We start from the raw sequence: 16,646 nt of genomic DNA, 5'->3' as shown, positions 1-16,646 counted from the left end.
TAAATTAGTTCCTTATCACTGTTAAACCAAAGGTTCACGGTTTTTTTTGCCCTTTCCGCTGTTGCGCACCCAAAGACAAAAACATTCCCCAGCCCAAGACGGTCTGGGGAATGTTTTATCCGGAATGGATGTTAATGCTTGCGCTTGCGGGCCACGATCATACCGGTCAGAGCCAGCGCGCACATGCCCAGAACTCCGAACAGAGGGATCAGATTGGTGCGGTCACCAGTCTGCGTCACCCCAGGCGTCTGGGTTGCCTCGGGTTTCTGGGTGGTCTCGGGCTTCTGAGAAGCCTCGGGCTTTTGGGTCACCACCGGCTCATCGCTGGGCTGAGGCTGGTGGGTGGGTTGCGGCTTGTCTGTGGGCTGGGGCTTTTCGGTGGGCTGAGGGGTGGGCGTGGGAGTGGGGCTGGGCTGTGGAGCATCGTCCTGCTCAAACACAGCGGTAACGGTGACGTTGCCCGCAGGCATCACGAAGGAGTTGTCCGTGATGGTCACATCGTCGCTCTTCCACTCCTTGAAGTGCCAGCCTTTGGCCGCCTCTTGGGTCAGGGTGACGGTGGTACCAGCAGTGGCGGTAGTGGGAGCAGCGGAAGCGGTGCCCTCGCCCTTTACCTGGACGGTGACGGTGTGGGTCTGAGGCTCCTCAATGTCGCCATCCTTGGTGATGAGGATGTAGCTGACCAACATGTCATTGTTGGCGTTGCCGGTCTCCTTGGGGGTCAGCTTCAGCTCCACGCTGCCAGCTTGGGTGACCTCCATGGTCATCTTCCCATACTCCCCGTTTTTCACGTTCAGATTCTTTTCTGCCGAGGCCAGCTCGTTCTCCCCCTGAAGCAGCTGGATGGTGGCGTTGCGCTGATGCTGCTCCTGGTACCAGACGTTCTTGTAGCCCACATACACCTGATAGGTGCCGGGCTCCAGGTTGTCAAACTGGTAGGTCAGGGGCTTGCCACGGCCGTCGTTGGGGTCTTTGCCCTTGGTGTCGGTCATGTTGCGGATGGTGGAGTAGGCGTCCTTGCCCATGTCCTCGTGGACCTCCACCTCAGAGGCCGGGTTGGTGCAGCCCCAGCCGCTGGCCTTGTCATAGAGCTGGTCGGGGGCCTGGTTGCGCAGGGTGATGGGGTTGTACTTGAGAATCTGCTGGGCCAAGTCGGTGAAGGCGGAGGCGCCGGCGTCCACAAAGTAGACCACATTGCCGGGTACCACCGCCACGGTGGTGGCAATTTCATGGCCCGCCACGGTACCGGTGAGGGGCAGGGTGCCCACCTGGGTGGCGTCCTGAATGGCTTTGAGCTGCTCCTGGTTCCAAGTTACGTCCTGGGTGCTCTCAGCGTCGCCCTGGATGACCCGCAGTGTGGTGGGAGCGGTGAAGTCGGTACCCAGATAGCAGTGGTCGGGTAGGGGGTCCAGCACAGCAAAGTAGTCGGGATTGGCCTTGAAGTGAGCGGTGACCACAATGTCACGGGCGGGGGTCTTGTCCATCAGGCCGGGGTTGCGGGCAGCATCGGTGATGTGGGCGTCGTCCCCGTCGGTGGACCAGTGGTCAAACTCCTTGCCCTGGGGAATGTCGGCATAGAACACCACAGAGGAGCCGGCCTTGTACTTCTGGGTGGTGATGGTGCCTTTCTCGTCCAGGAAGCCGCCCACCACGGTAATGGAGTAGCCGTCCACATAGTTGGCGGTGACAGTGACGTCGGCATCGGGCATGACAAAGGTGGTGGTCTCGCTGTTGGCATTTTGGAACTTTACGTCGTCCCGGTTGGCGGACCAGTGGTCGAACATCTTGCCCTGGGGAGCCTCGCCAGCCTCCAGGGTGATGATCTGGCCTCCATATACCTGTTTTTCGGCGGTGCCAGAGCCCAACTCCAGGGTCAGGGTGTGCTTCTGGCCCTCAGTGATGGTAAAGTCCTTGGAGATGGGGTCGCCGGAGAAGGCCCCACAGAACTTCACGGTGAGGGTGCCGGTGCCGGGATTCTCATTGCTGGCATAGTCCACGGTGTAGTCCACGCCGCGGATGAGGGTCTGATCCCCCAGCTTCACTTCGGGGGCGGGACGTACGGCCTGCCCCTGGTACTGGTAGCTATCCTCCAAGGCAATGGTGACCTTCTTGCTGTCTACCACGGTGCCAGCGGTGACCCGGAACTCCGCGCCGGAACCCCAGGCATTCACGGTGTCGCCGTAGGTGCTCTTGGGCACCACCAGGATGGACTTGGCGTTGACCATCTCGCCGAAGGAGGTGGTCTTCCAGCCCTGGGTCTTGGGCCAGCTGCCGGTGCCTACACGGGTCCAGTCGCCGCTGTTGGGATCGCCGGAGAGCTGGTCGATGGTCTTGGAGCTGACATAGATTTCATGCTCGCCATAGGTGCCGTTGAAGCCCTGATTGCGAGGCAGATAGCGGATGCCGTTGATGGCGGTCTCGTCCTTGAGCTCCACCATGAACCACAGCTTGTCCATGGGGGTGTTCTTACTCCAGTCGGAATGCCAGATGGTGTTGGGATCGCCGTCCATGAGCTTGCTGCCATCCTCACCGGGATAGAAGTTGTCCACTTTTACTTTGGACAATACGTCGCGATCCAGTTCCTTGCCCTCACGGCCCAGTTTCACCACATAGTGGTACTCCTGGCCGTAGTTGTTGGCGGCGGAGACGGTGAGGGTGCCGTCCTCGTTGTAGGTGACGGTGAAGTCCTTGGTGCCGTCCACGGTGACGGTTTGGATGGACTCATTGGCGGCCAGGGTGTAGCTGGCGCCGGTCTCGCTGTTCACATCAAAGCCCGCCACGGGGTTTCCGTTGATGGAAATGCCGGTGATGGGGTAGGAGGAGGTGGGCACCTCAAAGGCCTGATTGCTCTTGTCCATCAGGTCCTGGGCCTTTTGGGTGTTCACCGGGGAGATGCGGTAGGAGTAGGAGTAGCTCTTGTCGGTGGGGAAGTAGTAGCCATTCAAAGGCTTGTGACCCATAAACGCGGTGTCGCTGACCCCGTTCTGGTACAGGTCAAGGTTCCACACAATGTCCTCCCGCTGTGGAACCTGGTTGGGATGCCGGTACTGGGCGTTGTTGTAGCTCCGGGCGTTGAGCTCCTCGGCGGTGTAGTGGGCCACGGAACTCTCCAGCAGACCGTCGCCGGTGACCAGCAGGCCCACGCCGTCGTCGTTGGTCAGAGCGGTCCAGCGCATGTCAGTGCGGTTGCCGTTGTCCTGGGGCTTGAGCATCTTCTTGCCGTCCCAGGTGGAATCCTGGCCCATGGCGTGGTTGGGATCGTACACCTTGGAGGTGTATACGCCCACGGTGGAGCCGGTTTTGCGGTCCACATAGTTCTCGTCGGGGCCGCGACCATAGAAGGTGAGGTTGTCAAACTCGCCGGAAATCATCATGCGGCCGCCAATCTTGGGCAGACCGTTGGGGGCGAAGTTGCTGGTGGGGATGAACTGGCTGAGCACCACGATCTCGCCGTTGCCGTAGATCTCGTAGGCCATCAGGGCGTTGGCGGACACCTTCATGGTGCCGCTCATGGCCATGAGCACCTTGGTCTCGTTTTTGGTCACGGCCACCTTCAGATCGGACAGGTTTTCCGCAGCGCCTGCGTTTTTCAGGTTGGCGTCCTTGCCCACGGTGGTGTCGTTGTAGGTCTCGGCACGATACAGGCTCTGCTGGGGACCCTGGGTGACAACCACCTTGCCGTCCAGCTTGTAGGACTGGATGGTGCCGTTCTTGGTGTCCAGCACGATCTCAAACTTCTGGTTCTGGTCGGTGGTGCCGGTGAGGGTGAGCTGGTCGCCCACCTGCTGGGCGGACTCGAAGGCCTTGTCGGGCACCTGGGTCTCGGCGGCAGTGCCGGTGGTGCCCAGCTGGAATTGCTCATGGGCCACCTCATGGCCAGCCTTGGCCCAGTTAGTGTCCTTCTTCAGCTCCACAGTAAGGTCCAGCAGGTAATCCCGGCCTTCCACAGCGTCAAACTGGGGCAGCGGAAGGGTGACGTCCTCCACGTGGCTGCCAGAGGTGAGGGACTTGCCGCTCATGGCAGGGGTATTCAGGTCCAGGGTGCCGGAGCCCAGCTCCTTCAGGCCGTCCTCGGTAAGCTTCCAGGTGATGCGGAATGCGTCCAGGCTGGTGTTCTCATACTCGTTGACCACCTGAATTTGCAGTTTTTCACCGGAGGTGACATTCAGGTCATCCGCATAGAAGTTCACCTGCTGGTGGACCTTCTTGGCCTCGGTCATCTTGGGGCTGGGGGTGCGGTCGGCAAAGAGCATACCGTTGCCGCAAAAGGCGTTGTCGTTGGCGTTTTTGTCGATCCAGTCGCCGCCGTAGCCCCAGAACTCGTCCTTGGTGCCGTCCTTACCCACCCGAACGGTGCGGATGGACTGGTCAATGTAGTCCCAGATAAAGCCGCCCTGAATCTTGTCATTGCTGCGAATGACGTTCCAGTGCTCCAAGGCGTTGCCGTAGGCCTGACCCATGGCATGGTTGTACTCAGAGTGAATGTAGGGCATGCGTCCGTTGTAGCTGTTGACCTCATTGGGCAGGGCATATTGGGTGGAGTGTACGTCCACAATGTTGTTTTTGCGCACGTCCACGCTCCAAGGATCCTGCCCGTTGGTCTTTACATAGCCGTGCTGGTAACCATCGCTCTCTCGCTCGTACTTGCGCAGTCGGCTGGGGTCACGGGCCAGCAGGTACATGGAGGCAACCCAGAAGCCGTAATCCTCATTGAGAGGGGCGCGACTGTATGTGGCCTCGTTGCCCAGGGACCAGATAACCACGCTGGGGTTGTTCTTGTACATCTCCAGGTTGGTGGCCACACGGTCGGTGACGGGGGCCACCCACTGGGGCATGCCGGACCCGGTGCCGGTGGGCACCTTCACCCCATTCATGGCGGCGGCATGGCTCTCCACGTTGGCCTCGGCGCACACATACAGGCCCAGCTCATCGGCCAGCTCGTACAGAGCCTTGTCGTTGGGGTAGTGGGAGGTACGGATGGCGTTGAGGTTGTACTCCTTCATCAGGGTCAGATCGGTGCGATAATCCTCAAAGGTGAGGGCATGACCGGTCTCCAGGTCGGTGTCGTGGCGGTTGACACCACGCAGCACCAGCTGTCGGCCGGTGATCTGCATCTGCTCATGGCCCTGGTTGTCGATGTCCACCTTATAGATTTCCCGGAAGCCCACCCGCTCCACCACAGACTCCATGACGTTGCCGCTGGAATCCTTCAGCTCCAGCACCAGGGAGTACAGGTTGGGGGTATCGGGGAACCATTTTGCGGGGTTCTCTACCTTCATGGTGCTGGTGACGGTGGTGCCCGCGTCCTTGAGCTTGTCCTCATAGGAGCCAGCGGGGTTCAGCTTCACGGTTTGATCGTCGGCCTTTGCCACGGTCTTGCCGGAGGGATCCACCAGGTAGGAGGAAATGGTGTACGTTCCCGCCTGCTTGTTGTGCAGGGCGCGCACGTCGGTGTCCACGGTGACGGTGACGTCGCTGTCCACGCTGGTGCGATCGTCAAACTTGGTCTTTACAAAGAAGTCCCGAATCTCCGCCTCATCCTTGGCGTACAGATATACGTCCCGGTAAATGCCGCTCTGGCGGATGAAGTCCTGGTTCTCCAGCCAGCTGCCAATGGACCAACGGAACACCTTTACGGCGATGGTGTTCTCCCCCTGCTCCAGATAGGAGGTGATGTTGAAGTCGTGGGCGGAGAAGGAGTCGGTGGAGTAGCCCACCTGCTTGCCGTTGACATACAGGTAATAGGCAGACTCCACGCTCTGGAAGGAGATGAATACCTCCCGCCCGTCCCAGTTCTCGGGCAGGGTAAAGCTGGTGCGGTAATACCCCACCGGGTTGTAGGTGGTGGGGGCGTGGGGGTTTTGATAATCGGTGGTCTCAAAGTTGCCAAACCAGGGCAACCCCTGGTTGGTGTACATGGGCTCATCGTACTTGAAGGTGCCGTTCTCGTTGCGGTAGGTCTGCCAAGCCTGGGGCACATGCTCCTTCTGGAAGGCATCCCCAGTGTAGTCCTTGACCAGATAGGCCGCGTCCACCTTCTTGGCCTCATCGGGCGTTTTGACCATAGTGAAATCCCAATCTTGGTTGGAAAGCAGCATGTAATACTGGGATGTCTCCGGACCCACCTGGTCCAGTACGGACTGCTCCGCCTTCAGCGCGGTAGCCGTGTCCTGGTAAGAGATAAACTGGCTCTTGGCCCGCTCCCGGTTGATGCCGATGACCTCACTTTGGTTATACCACTCTTCTCCCGTGAAGTTGGCTGTACCGTCCTCCTGGAAGCGAACACCGTCCTGGAAGTTCCGCTCCCGGATGCTCAGCACCTGGTCATACACGGCAGAACCGGAATACTGGGCTGCCAGAGATGGAGCCACCAGCCCTGCGGCCAGAACAGTGGCCAGAGTCGCCGAGACGGTGCGCCGCAATTTGCGTTTCATCGCCGGTTTCATATGGATGTACCTCCCTTTCATGTGCCTTGTCCTTTGGTGTTTTCATAAAATTTCACCCGATGATTTGGCACCATTTTTCACATCATATCAAATTACACCCCCATTCGCAACCCATAAAATTGTATATTTTGCTTCAATATCCTTCCATTTAACAGGGTATTTTTGGTTAAATCCATAATCCGGTGTTTTGTTGCATTTCCTATTTTTCCTAAAAAAAGAATGCAGTGGAACTCCACTGCATTCTAAGATATCTCGTTTTTGAGTTGAACAAACTGGTTACACCTGAGTCAGCAGTTGCTGGGGCTGATCCAGCACACAGGCCGCATATTCCACCGGCTGCTGCTCCACGCTGCCCCACCGGGCATAGGCAAAATCCACCCCGGCTGCCTGAGCCGCCAGGCTGTCGGAACGGGTATCCCCCACATACAGCACCTGATGGGGAGCCAGATTCAGCCGCTTCAGGCACTCCAACAGGGGGTCTGGATGGGGCTTGTGCCGGGTGGTGTCCTCCACCAGCACTGCCGTCTCCATATAGACATCCAGGCCATTGCCCACCATATCAATCTGGTACTGGGCGTGATTTTTGGAGGACACCACCGCCTGACGTACGCCCCGAGCCTGTAATCCCTCCAGGGTCTCCACAATACCGGGGTAGAGGGTGGCCCCCTCCTCGTACTCGTTGACGTAGCGCACCCACCGCTGATATGCGGTGTGCGTATCCTGCACCCCCAGCTCCTCCAAGGTTCTCATGCCGGGGTAGGCCATGTATTTCAACACGTCCTCCAGTTTGCGCTCCTCCCCCAACTCCTCCCGGATGATGCGCAGCAGGGGATATAGGTTCATATTCACTGTGTTGAGCAAGGTGCCGTCGATATCGTAGAGCACCGCTTGGTAGGTTTTCATAGGTTCCTCCTTGTAAAAAAACAGATGCAGCTGTGGGGAACTGCATCTGTTTGAAGTGATCGTTCTCAGTTGGCTGTGCCACCCTCGCCCTGGGGCTTTCTGCGGCGGTGGTGGGGGCGGCTGCGACGGCGCTTCTCGCCGGTGTTGCCCTGGCCCTCCTGCTTGTTAGGCTGCTGGGCCTTATTGGACTGTTGTGCGCCGCTCTTGTTCTGGCCCTGCTGGGGCTTGGGGCCACGGTTGGGCCGCTTGTTGCCACCCTGGGACGCACCGCCGCCAGACTTGGCCTTGGGCTTGTCCCCAGCGGTGGAAGCCGCCGGCTGCTGCTTGGGCTTGGTCTCGGGTTGGGTCTCCTTCTTGGCCCCGCCACGGCGGCGGCGAGAGCGGGAGGAGGTCTTTTTCTCCTCCTCGGGCTGGTTGACCGCCATATACTGCTCCAAGAGCGCTGCCAGACTGGAGCCCTCAGACAGCCGCCGCTCCTCCTTGGGGGGAATGTAGCGCAGCTTCTCCAGCTCCTCCTTGGGGGGCGCCACATAGTCCTCAGGCCGCTTGCCCTTGCCAGAACGCACCACCCGAATCTCGGTGGTACGGTAGGTCTTGGGCTGCTCGGTGGAGTCCTCCAGGCGCACCTTCACCTGCTCCCGCAGGAGATTGACGGCGGTGACGTTGCCCACTCCGTCGGGACACTCCACAAAGGAGTCCTGCTTGGGACAGCGCTTCATGGCGTCCTCATAGGCGTCCTGCTCATACTTCAAGCAGCACATCAGACGCCCGCAGGTGCCGGAAATCTTGGTGGGGTTCAGAGACAGGTTCTGAGTCTTGGCCATCTTGATGGACACCGGCTGGAACTCGTCCAGGAACTGGTGGCAGCAAAAGGGCTTGCCGCAGATGCCCAGGCCGCCCAGCATCCGGGCCTCGTCCCGCACACCAATTTGGCGCAGCTCGATGCGAGAGCGGAAGATGCTGGCCAGATCCTTCACCAGGGCCCGGAAGTCCACCCGGCCCTCCGAGGTGAAGAAGAAGATGATCTTGCTGCCGTCGAAGCTGTATTCCACTTCCACCAGCTTCATATCCAGGCCGTGGCGCTCCACCAGCTGCTGGCACACCTTCATGGCCTCTTTTTCCTTGCGATGGTTGTCCTTGACCTGCTTTTCGTCCTTGGCGGTGGCCACGCGCACCACAGGACGCAGGGGCTGCACCACCACGTCGTCCCGTACCATGGCGTTGGAACGGGAACAAGTGCCGTACTCCAACCCCTTTCCGGTTTCCACAATCACCCCGGTTCCCTGTGGAATCTGCAGGCCCTGTGGGTCAAAATAATACTGTTTTCCGCCCGCTTTGAAGCGGACTGCGATGATCTCTGTCATGGATGTTCCTCCGTATATCTCAGGCCCTCCAGGGGCCGTTTCAGCCGAACAGTCGGGCGCACACCCACCCCAGCACATGGCCCGCGCCGGGGTTGTACACTCCATTTTCCCGGCACTGCTTCAAAATTTGCAGCACCTTGGCCCCTCGGGCGGGGTAGTTGGACAGCTGCTGGGCCACACACCCCTCGGTGAGGGACAGAAGTTCCAACAGCTGGGCGCTTTTCGGCTTGGCCAGCTCCATTGCGGTCAACCTCTGGGCCACCTCCAGCTCCCCGCCTGTAAGCAGCAGTCGGGCCAACTCCTGGGCCTTCTCCAACTGCTGGGGGTCGGGCTGGGACTGTTCCGGCGGCAGGGCCAGGGTCTCACACCGGCTTCTCACCGTCTCCAGCAAGCGACCGGGCTGCTCCGCCAGCAGAAGAAAAGCCCCATAGGCAGGGCCGTCCTCCAAACTTTTCAGCAGGGCATTTTGGGCCGCTGGATTCAGAGCGTCGGCGGGGGAGATAATATACACCTTCCGCGCCCCCTCGTTGGGGGTCACATAGAGATCGGCCCGGAGAGCCCGGGCCTGATCCACGGTGATTTCTCGTTTATCCCCCAGGGTGGTCACCCACTGTACGTCGGGGTGGACCTCCCCTTGCACCTTCCGGCAATGCCGGCACACCCCGCAGGGGACGGGGTGCCCGGTACACAGATAAGCCGCGGCCAACGATCGGGCCAACTGGATGCGGCTGTCCTCACTGCCTCCGGTGATGAGGTAGGCGTGGGAGAGAGACTGGGGCAATTCCATCACAGCCGCTCAAACCGCTCCACATCCACCACAAACACAGTGGCGCCGCCCACGGTGACCTCCACCGGCATGGTGGGAATGTAACCGTAGGTCATCTCGGATGCGGTGGGAATGATCTGCTTGCGGCTGTGGGAGTATTCCCGGATGATGTCCATCACTGCCTGTACCTTCTCGTCCTCCACGCCGATGAGCAGCGTCACGTTGCCCGCCATCAAAAAGCCACCGGTGGTGGACAGGCGGGTGGACGAAAATCCCTTCTTGGACAGGTTCTGGGTCACGGTACCCACATCGTCATGGTTGATGATAGCAATGATCAGTTTCATAGGATCTCCCCCTTACTAGGCCAATGGTTTTGGACCACTTGGATACTACCAGTATTATATCCTATCTGGGCCAAATAGGCCAGATGTTTTTTGTCTACTTTTTCACCAGGGGCCACCACGGGGATTCCCGGCGGGTAGGGGGCCAGCTGACAGGCGCACACCCGCCCCTCTGCTCTCGCCCATTCCACCCCTTCCATGGGGGCAAACAGGGCCTGCCGGGGACTCATCACCTGGGGCGGTGGGGGCGGAGGAGGCGGCAGAGGAGAACTGCCTCCCAGCTCCACACCCTCCAGGGCGGCGGTGAGGGCGGCCACTGTTTGGGGGCCGTCGGCACAGGTGAAAATCAGCACCACATGGCCGCTGTCCGCCATCTCGTAATAGATGCCCCGCTCCATGAGGGTGCGGGCTGCTCCATAGCCGTCCCCGCACTTCAGCACCAGTCGGGTGGGGTCCAGCTCCACCCCCACCGGGCGCAGGGCGGGGTGGGTAGAGCGCAAGTTTTCCACAAGTTTCGCCGTTTCTGTGTAAGCTTGCCGCCCGTCCCTCTCCAGGTAGTCCCGCACCACGTCCAGGGCGGCCATCATCACATAGTTGGGAGAGGAGGTGCCGTAGAGGGAGGCCACCCGGCGCAGGTCGTCCCCGGTGTATCCCTGGGCCAGCAGCAGGGCGGTCTGCCCCGGGGCGGAAAGGGTCTTGTGGGCGGAGACCACCACCACGTCGGCGCTCTGATACCCAGTGTAACCCAGGAAAGGCAGGTGGGCCCCATGGGCCCCGTCCACCATCAGCTTGGCTCCGTGGCGGTGGCACACCGCGGCAATGGCAGGCAAATTCGACAACACACCGTAATAGGTGGGTGAGGTAATACAAACTGTTTTGACATTGGGGTGCTCTTGCAGCGCCCGCTCCACGTCTTGAGGCTGGATGGGGCCGGTGACCCCCTCCTCCTCCAGCCAGGGCCGGGGCAGGTAGTGGGGGGTGAGGTCCAACAGGGCCAGGGCGTTGAACACCGAGCGGTGACTGCCCCGGTCCAGGAGCACTTCGCTGCCCACCCCGGCGGTGAGGGCCAGGGCGGCGTGGATGCCCTGGGTGGAGCCGCCGGTGAGGAAGAGGCAGGCGTCCATGCCCACTTCTTTGGCCCACAGGTCTTGGGCCTCCTGGATGGGGTCCCCTTCCTCGGGGTCAAAGAGGTCGCCGGTGGCGGGGTGTTCGGTGACGTCCAGGTGAGCGGGCCAGAACTCCAGTCCCGGTGCGGGGTGGCCGTGGTGGCCGGGCATGTCCAGGCGGGTAAGGGGCTGGTGCGCTAAGATGCACAGCCGATCATATAGGGGAGTTGGCATAAAGCATCGCTTCCTTTTCACTCTTTATCAATTACCATTTCAGACTTGCCAGTCTGGCAGGGAGACGCGCTCCGCTGGGCCCCATTTCTCCACGATGAGAAATGGGGGAAAGAATCGCCTAGGGGTTGCACCCCTAGGTACCCTGCTGGGGTCAGCAGCCCTTTGGCTCTGGAACAACCCAAACCGGCCCTGGGATAAACCGATACTCTATGCCGCTATATCCGCTGCCGCTCACTGTCCCAATGTAGAAAAAATTTGCCTCAGAAGCACAGGGCCTGTCATGGGTGGTAGCTGACAGCTTGCTCCCAAGCCAGACGCTGTTGCCAAAGAAGCACCGTGGTACCACACGGAATGCTCAGCGGCAGCGGCGCAAGGAGGACAGACAATTCCACATACCTCAGCGTCGGTGGGGGATGCTCCAGCGCCATGCAAGGAGACCTCAGGGAGGTACCTAGGGGGGAACGCCCTAGGCGGGTTTTGGTGACTTTTGCCCGAACAAAAGTCACCCTGCGGAGCAAATCGAATGAGCGCGTTTTCCTGGCATAAGGGAAAAATCATGGTACAACAATGGCCTGCCGTGGATTTCCACAGCAGGCCATGAAGTTGTTGATCTCTCAGCGCTTCTGGGGGGCGTAAGCCACAACGGTGCGGCGGTTGGGCTCGGTGCCGGTGGAATAGGTGCTCACACCGGCCACGTCCTGGAGAGCGGCGTGGATGACGTGCCGCTCGTAGGCATTCATGGCCTCCAGAGTGATGTTGCGGCGGTACTTGACCACCTTGGTAGCCGTCTTGTGGGCCAGACGCTGCAGCGCCTCCTCCCGGCGGGCACGATACCCTTCCGCATCCACATGGATGCGCACCCGGTGGCTGCGACCACGGTTGACCACATAGCCGGTGAGCTGCTGGATGGCATCCAGGGTCTCGCCCCGGTGGCCAATGAGGGCGCCCATGTTCTCGCCCTCCAGCACCACCTGGTAGGTATCCTCGTTACGGGTAACCCGGGACGTGGCCTCCACGCCCATCTGGGCAAACAGGCCGGACTGGAAACGGATGATGGCCTGAGCCACGTCATCCTCCACAACTTCCTCCACGGGTGTGGAAGTCTCCACCACAGTCTCCTCCACAGCAGCCATGGCGGGGGCAGCCTGGGGCTCCTCCTCCACCACGGGGGCGGCGGGCTCAGCCACCACTTCCTCCTCGGGGGCCTCGTAGGTGAGCTTGACCTTGGCGGGCACCGAACCGATGCCCAAAAATCCGGTCTTACCCCGCTCCAAAATCTCCACGGACACATCGTCCCGGTCCAGACCCAGCTGGGCCAGACCCTTGGCAATGGCCTCGTCTTCGTTCTTGCCGGTTACTTCAATAAACTTCAGCACGACGGTGCACTCCTTCCTTAGCCCTTGGGATTGGAATCTTCGCTTTCAGGGGCGTAGGCCTCTTCGTAATCCCCGGCCTGCTCCTCCACCTCAGCGACCTGGGTGGTCTCAGGCTCCACAGGAGTGGAAACAGGGGGAACCACTTGGGTGGTGGGCTTGTCCACCACGTCCTCCTGCTCCTCCACCGGCTCCTCCACGCTCTGGTGGCTGGGGTTGGGGTCCACGTAGGGGGTGATGGGGTAGCGGTTGGGGTCGTAGGCACGGCCACGGGCATAGGTGCGCATGCCCTCACGGCTGGCGCTGACGTCCACACCCTTTTCCTTCTTCTGCATATGCTGGCCCTTCTTGGCCTTGCCGGAGGCAATGGCCTCGGCCTTGCGCTGGGCAGCCTGACGGCGGCGCTCCTTTTCGGCCTCCTTGGCCTTGAGGGCCATGGCCTCCATCTCACGCTGGGCAGCCTCGTAATCCTTCTTGAGGATCTTGCCGCAGATGACCTCCTGCACCATCATGAACAGGGAGTTGGCAATCCAGTACACGCACAAACCGGCGGGCAGGGTGAAGCCGATCCACAGAGAGATGAGGGGGCTGACGATCATCATGGAACGCATGGAGGCGTTCTGGTTGTTCTGATTGGCGTTCATCTGGTTGGTACGCTGAGACACCATCATGGACAGCAGGGACAAGCCCGCAGAGATGATGGGCAGCAGGAACAGCCCCACCTCGCTGAGGGTGATGCCGTCCTTCCAGAACATCAGGGAGGGAATCTGAGCCAGATCCAACCCCAGGAAGTTGAAGTTGATGACGAACATGCCGCCTGCGGACAGACCCGCGGCGGTGACGGCCTGCTGGGTGGCAGACAGGTTGCCGGCATTCATCTGGGCAGCCAGGGTCAGCTCGCCAAAGCCGGAACCGGCCTGGAAGCCAGCCACGCCCAGGGCGTTGGCCACGGCGGTGGTGCCAGCATCGGTCAGCCCCATCAGGTACTTCAGGGGGCGGCGGATGATGGCATACAGAGGCATCAGAATGGCCAGAGGGATGAGGGACCAACCACAGCCACCCATGGGGCTGATGTCGTTCTCCTCATAGAACTTCTGAAGCTCTCGGTTATAGCGCTCCCGGTCGTTGCCGCAGCGCTGCTGGATCTCTTTGACTTGACTGGAGACCATGGTGGTCTTGATCATGCTCTTTTTGCCCTTGAGGGACAGGGGGAAGAGGATGATTTTTACCACCAGGGTAAAGACGATCAGGGCAATACCATAGCTGTCAAACAAAATACACAGGTTTTTCAGCAGCCAACTAAAGGGCGTCATAAGGATTTGCCAGATATCCATGTGTTACCTCCTGGACAATCGAGTTTTTTTCGGTGGTACGGGGTCATAGATGAAGCCTTTTTCCTTGTGAAAAGGGTGACAGCGAAGGATTCTCCACACCGACAAAAGCCCACCCTTCACCGCCCCGTGGACCTCAATGGCCTCCAGGGCGTAGGTGGAACAGGTGGGAATAAAGCGGCAGCAGGGAGGACGGGCAGGGGAGATGTTCTTGCGGTAAAACCGCACCAGAAACAGCAAGATCTGCTTCATGACATCACTTCTCCAACAGATTCAATTTGCGGCACACCCGCAAAAAGGACTCCTCCAGCTGGCCATAATAGCTGGAACCGGCCCGGACCCGGGCCACCACCACCACATCCACGCCACGCACCAGCTCAGGCTCATGCAGCCGGTAAATTTCCCGCAGGCGGCGGCGCAGCCGATTGCGCACCACCGCATGTCCCACTTTCGTGGACACGGTGAGCCCCAGGCGGTTGGTATCCCGCCCGTTTTTGCGCACGTACAGCGCCAAACGGCTGTCGGCGGCGGTATTTCCCTTGCGGTATAGACGGCGGAACAGGTGATTTTCCTTCATAGATACCGTGTATTTCACAAAAAAACTCCCTTCATCAGGGTGGAACATCGGAATGGTGCAGATATTAGGATAGGGGCGAGGGATTACTCCCGCGCCCCAGCCTTATTCATATATTCCGATGTTGCCGCTGTTGCCACCATCAGTGGGTGAGACGGACGCGGCCCTTGGCACGACGGCGAGCCAGAACCTTGCGGCCGTTGGCAGTGGCCATGCGCTTACGGAAACCATGGACCTTGGAGCGATGACGCTTCTTGGGCTGATAGGTACGAACCATGCGGAAACACCTCCTGTACAGATTGGCAAAGCACAGCGCCTACACTGTGCCGCCCTCCACAACATCCCGCAGGGGGATGCGGTCGGTAAAATCAATGCGCTCAATAGCGCACACGAAATTATACCCAAAAACCCCACCGCTGTCAAGAAATATTACGATATTTTTTCTTTTTTTCCACCGACACAACATCTTGTGGTGGAATCATTTCCCGCCAACAACACCGGCGATGATTCCGCAATTTGTGGAAGTTTTGTTGAAAAAATTTCGCTACAATATAAAATAGAATTGCTCTTTGGAGATTTTTTTGATATAATGCATGTTACGAATCCACAATGCTCATGCTCTCCCTTTCCCCGGTGGTTGCCATCGGGGCTTTGGCGCTTTTCCCCAAAGCCTCGGCTCAACCCCCAGGGGAATGGCTTTTTGCGCCTTTGGGCGGCATTTTGTGCATGAATGTGCGCCGCTACACGCTCCGGAACTTTGGTTTCCCCTATTAGCGGCCTGTTTTTCCGCGCCCCCAGTGCGGAAGGCTGAAATACTCTCTTGTTTTCTGAGGAGGCTCACGCCATGAAATCGGCTGCTGACGTATGGGAAAAAGTCAAAACCCTGATGGAAAAAGATATGACCGCCGTGTCCATTGAGACCTGGTTTGGGGATGTGGAAGCGGTGGCTCTGGATGAAAGCGGGCTCATTTTGTGTGTCCCCACCGAGTTTAAGCGCAACATCATCCGCACCCGCTTTTTGAAGTCGGTGGAGGATGGGCTGCGGGAGCTGTTCTCCTTTGACGTGGCGGTGACCCTGATGCTGCCCGAAGAGCGGGACCAATACCGCAAGGCCGGCCCCAGCCAGCCGGGAGACCCCGCCTTCCAGGAGTACACCTTCGACCGCTTCGTGGTGGGCTCCACCAACAAGTTCGCCTTTACCGCGGCGGTGAAGGTGGCCAACGAGCCGGGCGGGGCATACAACCCCCTGTTTATCTACGGCCAATCGGGCCTGGGCAAGACCCACTTGCTCCACGCCATTGCCAACCGGGTGCGGGAAAACCACCCGGGATACCGGATCATGTACATCAAAAGCGAGGATTTCGTCAACGAGCTCATTTCCAACCTGCGCCACGGCAACGACATGCAGGGCTTCCGGGACAAGTACCGCACCGTGGACCTCTTCTTGATGGACGACGTGCAGTTCATTGCCGGCAAAGACTCCAGCGAGGAGGAGCTGTTCCACACCTTTAATACCCTCTACGAGCAGAAAAAACAGATCGTATTTACCTCCGACCGCCCGCCCCAGGAAATGCTGCGGCTGGAGCAGCGTCTGAAAACCCGCTTTGAGCAGGGCCTGCCCGCGGACATTCAGCCCCCGGACTACGAGACCCGTATGGCCATTCTGAAAAATAAGTCTCTGGAACGGGGCATCGTGCTCCCCGACCCGGTATTGTCCTATGTGGCGGAGAACATCACCTCCAACGTGCGGCAAATCGAGGGCGTGGTCAACAAGATCATGGCCTTCCAGGAGCTGATGGGCGCTCAAGTGGACGTGGAGAACACCATCCGGGCCGTGCGGGACATTTTACGGGCCAAAGAGGACTTTTTGCCCTCCGCGGAGACCATCATCCAGGAAGTAGCCCGGTTCTACGAGCTGGACAGCGACGCGCTGCGGGGCCAGAGCCAGAACAAGGAGATCACCACCGCCCGTAATGTAGCTATGTATATTATTCGTGAAATGACCCAGCTGTCCCTGGCGGAGATCGGCCAGCAGTTCGGCGGCCGTCACCACTCCACAGTCCTCAACTCCATCAACCGGGTGGAGAAGATGATGAAGGAGCAGCCCGAACTCACCGAGATCATCCGGGACATCACCAACGCCGTCAATTCTGCCTGGTAACATAAGCCCTCGGCAGAGTTTTTCCGCCCGCAGGCGGGAAAATGAAT

12 protein-coding genes are annotated in these 16,646 nt (G+C 59.6%); 1 reads left to right on the top strand and 11 read right to left on the bottom strand.

Annotated elements, in window-relative coordinates; all coding sequences use genetic code 11:
• Nucleotides 1-131: 131 nt before the first annotated feature.
• The 11 genes from B5G37_RS07360 to rpmH form a co-directional block, all read right to left on the bottom strand.
• Nucleotides 132-6,446: a glycoside hydrolase family 2 TIM barrel-domain containing protein gene (locus tag B5G37_RS07360; RefSeq protein WP_158099368.1), complete on the bottom strand. Its 6,315-nt coding sequence runs from the start codon at nt 6,444-6,446 to the stop codon at nt 132-134.
• A 276-nt stretch (nt 6,447-6,722) separates the two neighbouring features.
• Nucleotides 6,723-7,349 carry an HAD family hydrolase gene (locus tag B5G37_RS07355; protein WP_087256000.1) on the bottom strand — a complete coding sequence of 209 codons (627 nt, stop codon included), beginning with the start codon at nt 7,347-7,349 and terminating at the stop codon, nt 6,723-6,725.
• A 65-nt stretch (nt 7,350-7,414) separates the two neighbouring features.
• Complete coding sequence (gene ricT, locus B5G37_RS15870) at nt 7,415-8,713, bottom strand: regulatory iron-sulfur-containing complex subunit RicT (RefSeq protein ID WP_087255998.1); 1,299 nt, start codon at nt 8,711-8,713, stop codon at nt 7,415-7,417.
• A gap of 40 nt (nt 8,714-8,753) precedes the next feature.
• Nucleotides 8,754-9,500, bottom strand: coding sequence for a hypothetical protein (locus B5G37_RS07345; RefSeq protein WP_087255996.1), 747 nt, complete (start codon nt 9,498-9,500; stop codon nt 8,754-8,756).
• Complete coding sequence (locus B5G37_RS07340) at nt 9,500-9,823, bottom strand: cyclic-di-AMP receptor (protein WP_087255994.1); 324 nt, start codon at nt 9,821-9,823, stop codon at nt 9,500-9,502. Before B5G37_RS07340 ends, B5G37_RS07345 begins: the two co-directional genes overlap by 1 nt.
• Nucleotides 9,820-11,160: an aminotransferase class V-fold PLP-dependent enzyme gene (locus B5G37_RS07335; protein WP_087255991.1), complete on the bottom strand. Its 1,341-nt coding sequence runs from the start codon at nt 11,158-11,160 to the stop codon at nt 9,820-9,822. Before B5G37_RS07335 ends, B5G37_RS07340 begins: the two co-directional genes overlap by 4 nt.
• Nucleotides 11,161-11,774: 614 nt before the next feature.
• Nucleotides 11,775-12,536, bottom strand: coding sequence for an RNA-binding cell elongation regulator Jag/EloR (jag, locus tag B5G37_RS07330; RefSeq protein WP_087255989.1), 762 nt, complete (start codon nt 12,534-12,536; stop codon nt 11,775-11,777).
• 17 nt (nt 12,537-12,553) lie between these two features.
• Complete coding sequence (gene yidC, locus B5G37_RS07325) at nt 12,554-13,867, bottom strand: membrane protein insertase YidC (RefSeq protein WP_087255987.1); 1,314 nt, start codon at nt 13,865-13,867, stop codon at nt 12,554-12,556.
• A 3-nt stretch (nt 13,868-13,870) separates the two neighbouring features.
• Entirely contained in the window at nt 13,871-14,116 is a 246-nt protein-coding gene (yidD, locus tag B5G37_RS07320) for a membrane protein insertion efficiency factor YidD (RefSeq protein ID WP_087255985.1), read from the bottom strand.
• Nucleotides 14,117-14,120: 4 nt separating this feature from the next.
• Nucleotides 14,121-14,459, bottom strand: a complete 339-nt coding sequence (gene rnpA, locus B5G37_RS07315) for a ribonuclease P protein component (protein WP_087255983.1) — start codon at nt 14,457-14,459, stop codon at nt 14,121-14,123.
• Nucleotides 14,460-14,580: 121 nt separating this feature from the next.
• Nucleotides 14,581-14,715 carry a 50S ribosomal protein L34 gene (gene rpmH / locus B5G37_RS07310; protein WP_087234145.1) on the bottom strand — a complete coding sequence of 45 codons (135 nt, stop codon included), beginning with the start codon at nt 14,713-14,715 and terminating at the stop codon, nt 14,581-14,583.
• 567 nt (nt 14,716-15,282) lie between these two features.
• On the opposite strand from rpmH, the gene dnaA reads away from it, so the two are divergent.
• A complete protein-coding gene (gene dnaA, locus B5G37_RS07305; RefSeq protein ID WP_087255980.1) occupies nt 15,283-16,599 on the top strand; it encodes a chromosomal replication initiator protein DnaA in 1,317 nt (438 codons plus the stop codon).
• The last annotated feature ends 47 nt before the right edge of the window (nt 16,600-16,646 follow it).

Source organism: Pseudoflavonifractor sp. An85, from assembly GCF_002161235.1.
Classification (GTDB): Bacteria; Bacillota; Clostridia; order Oscillospirales; family Oscillospiraceae; genus Enterenecus.
This window is presented reverse-complemented; position numbering and strand designations above follow the sequence as displayed.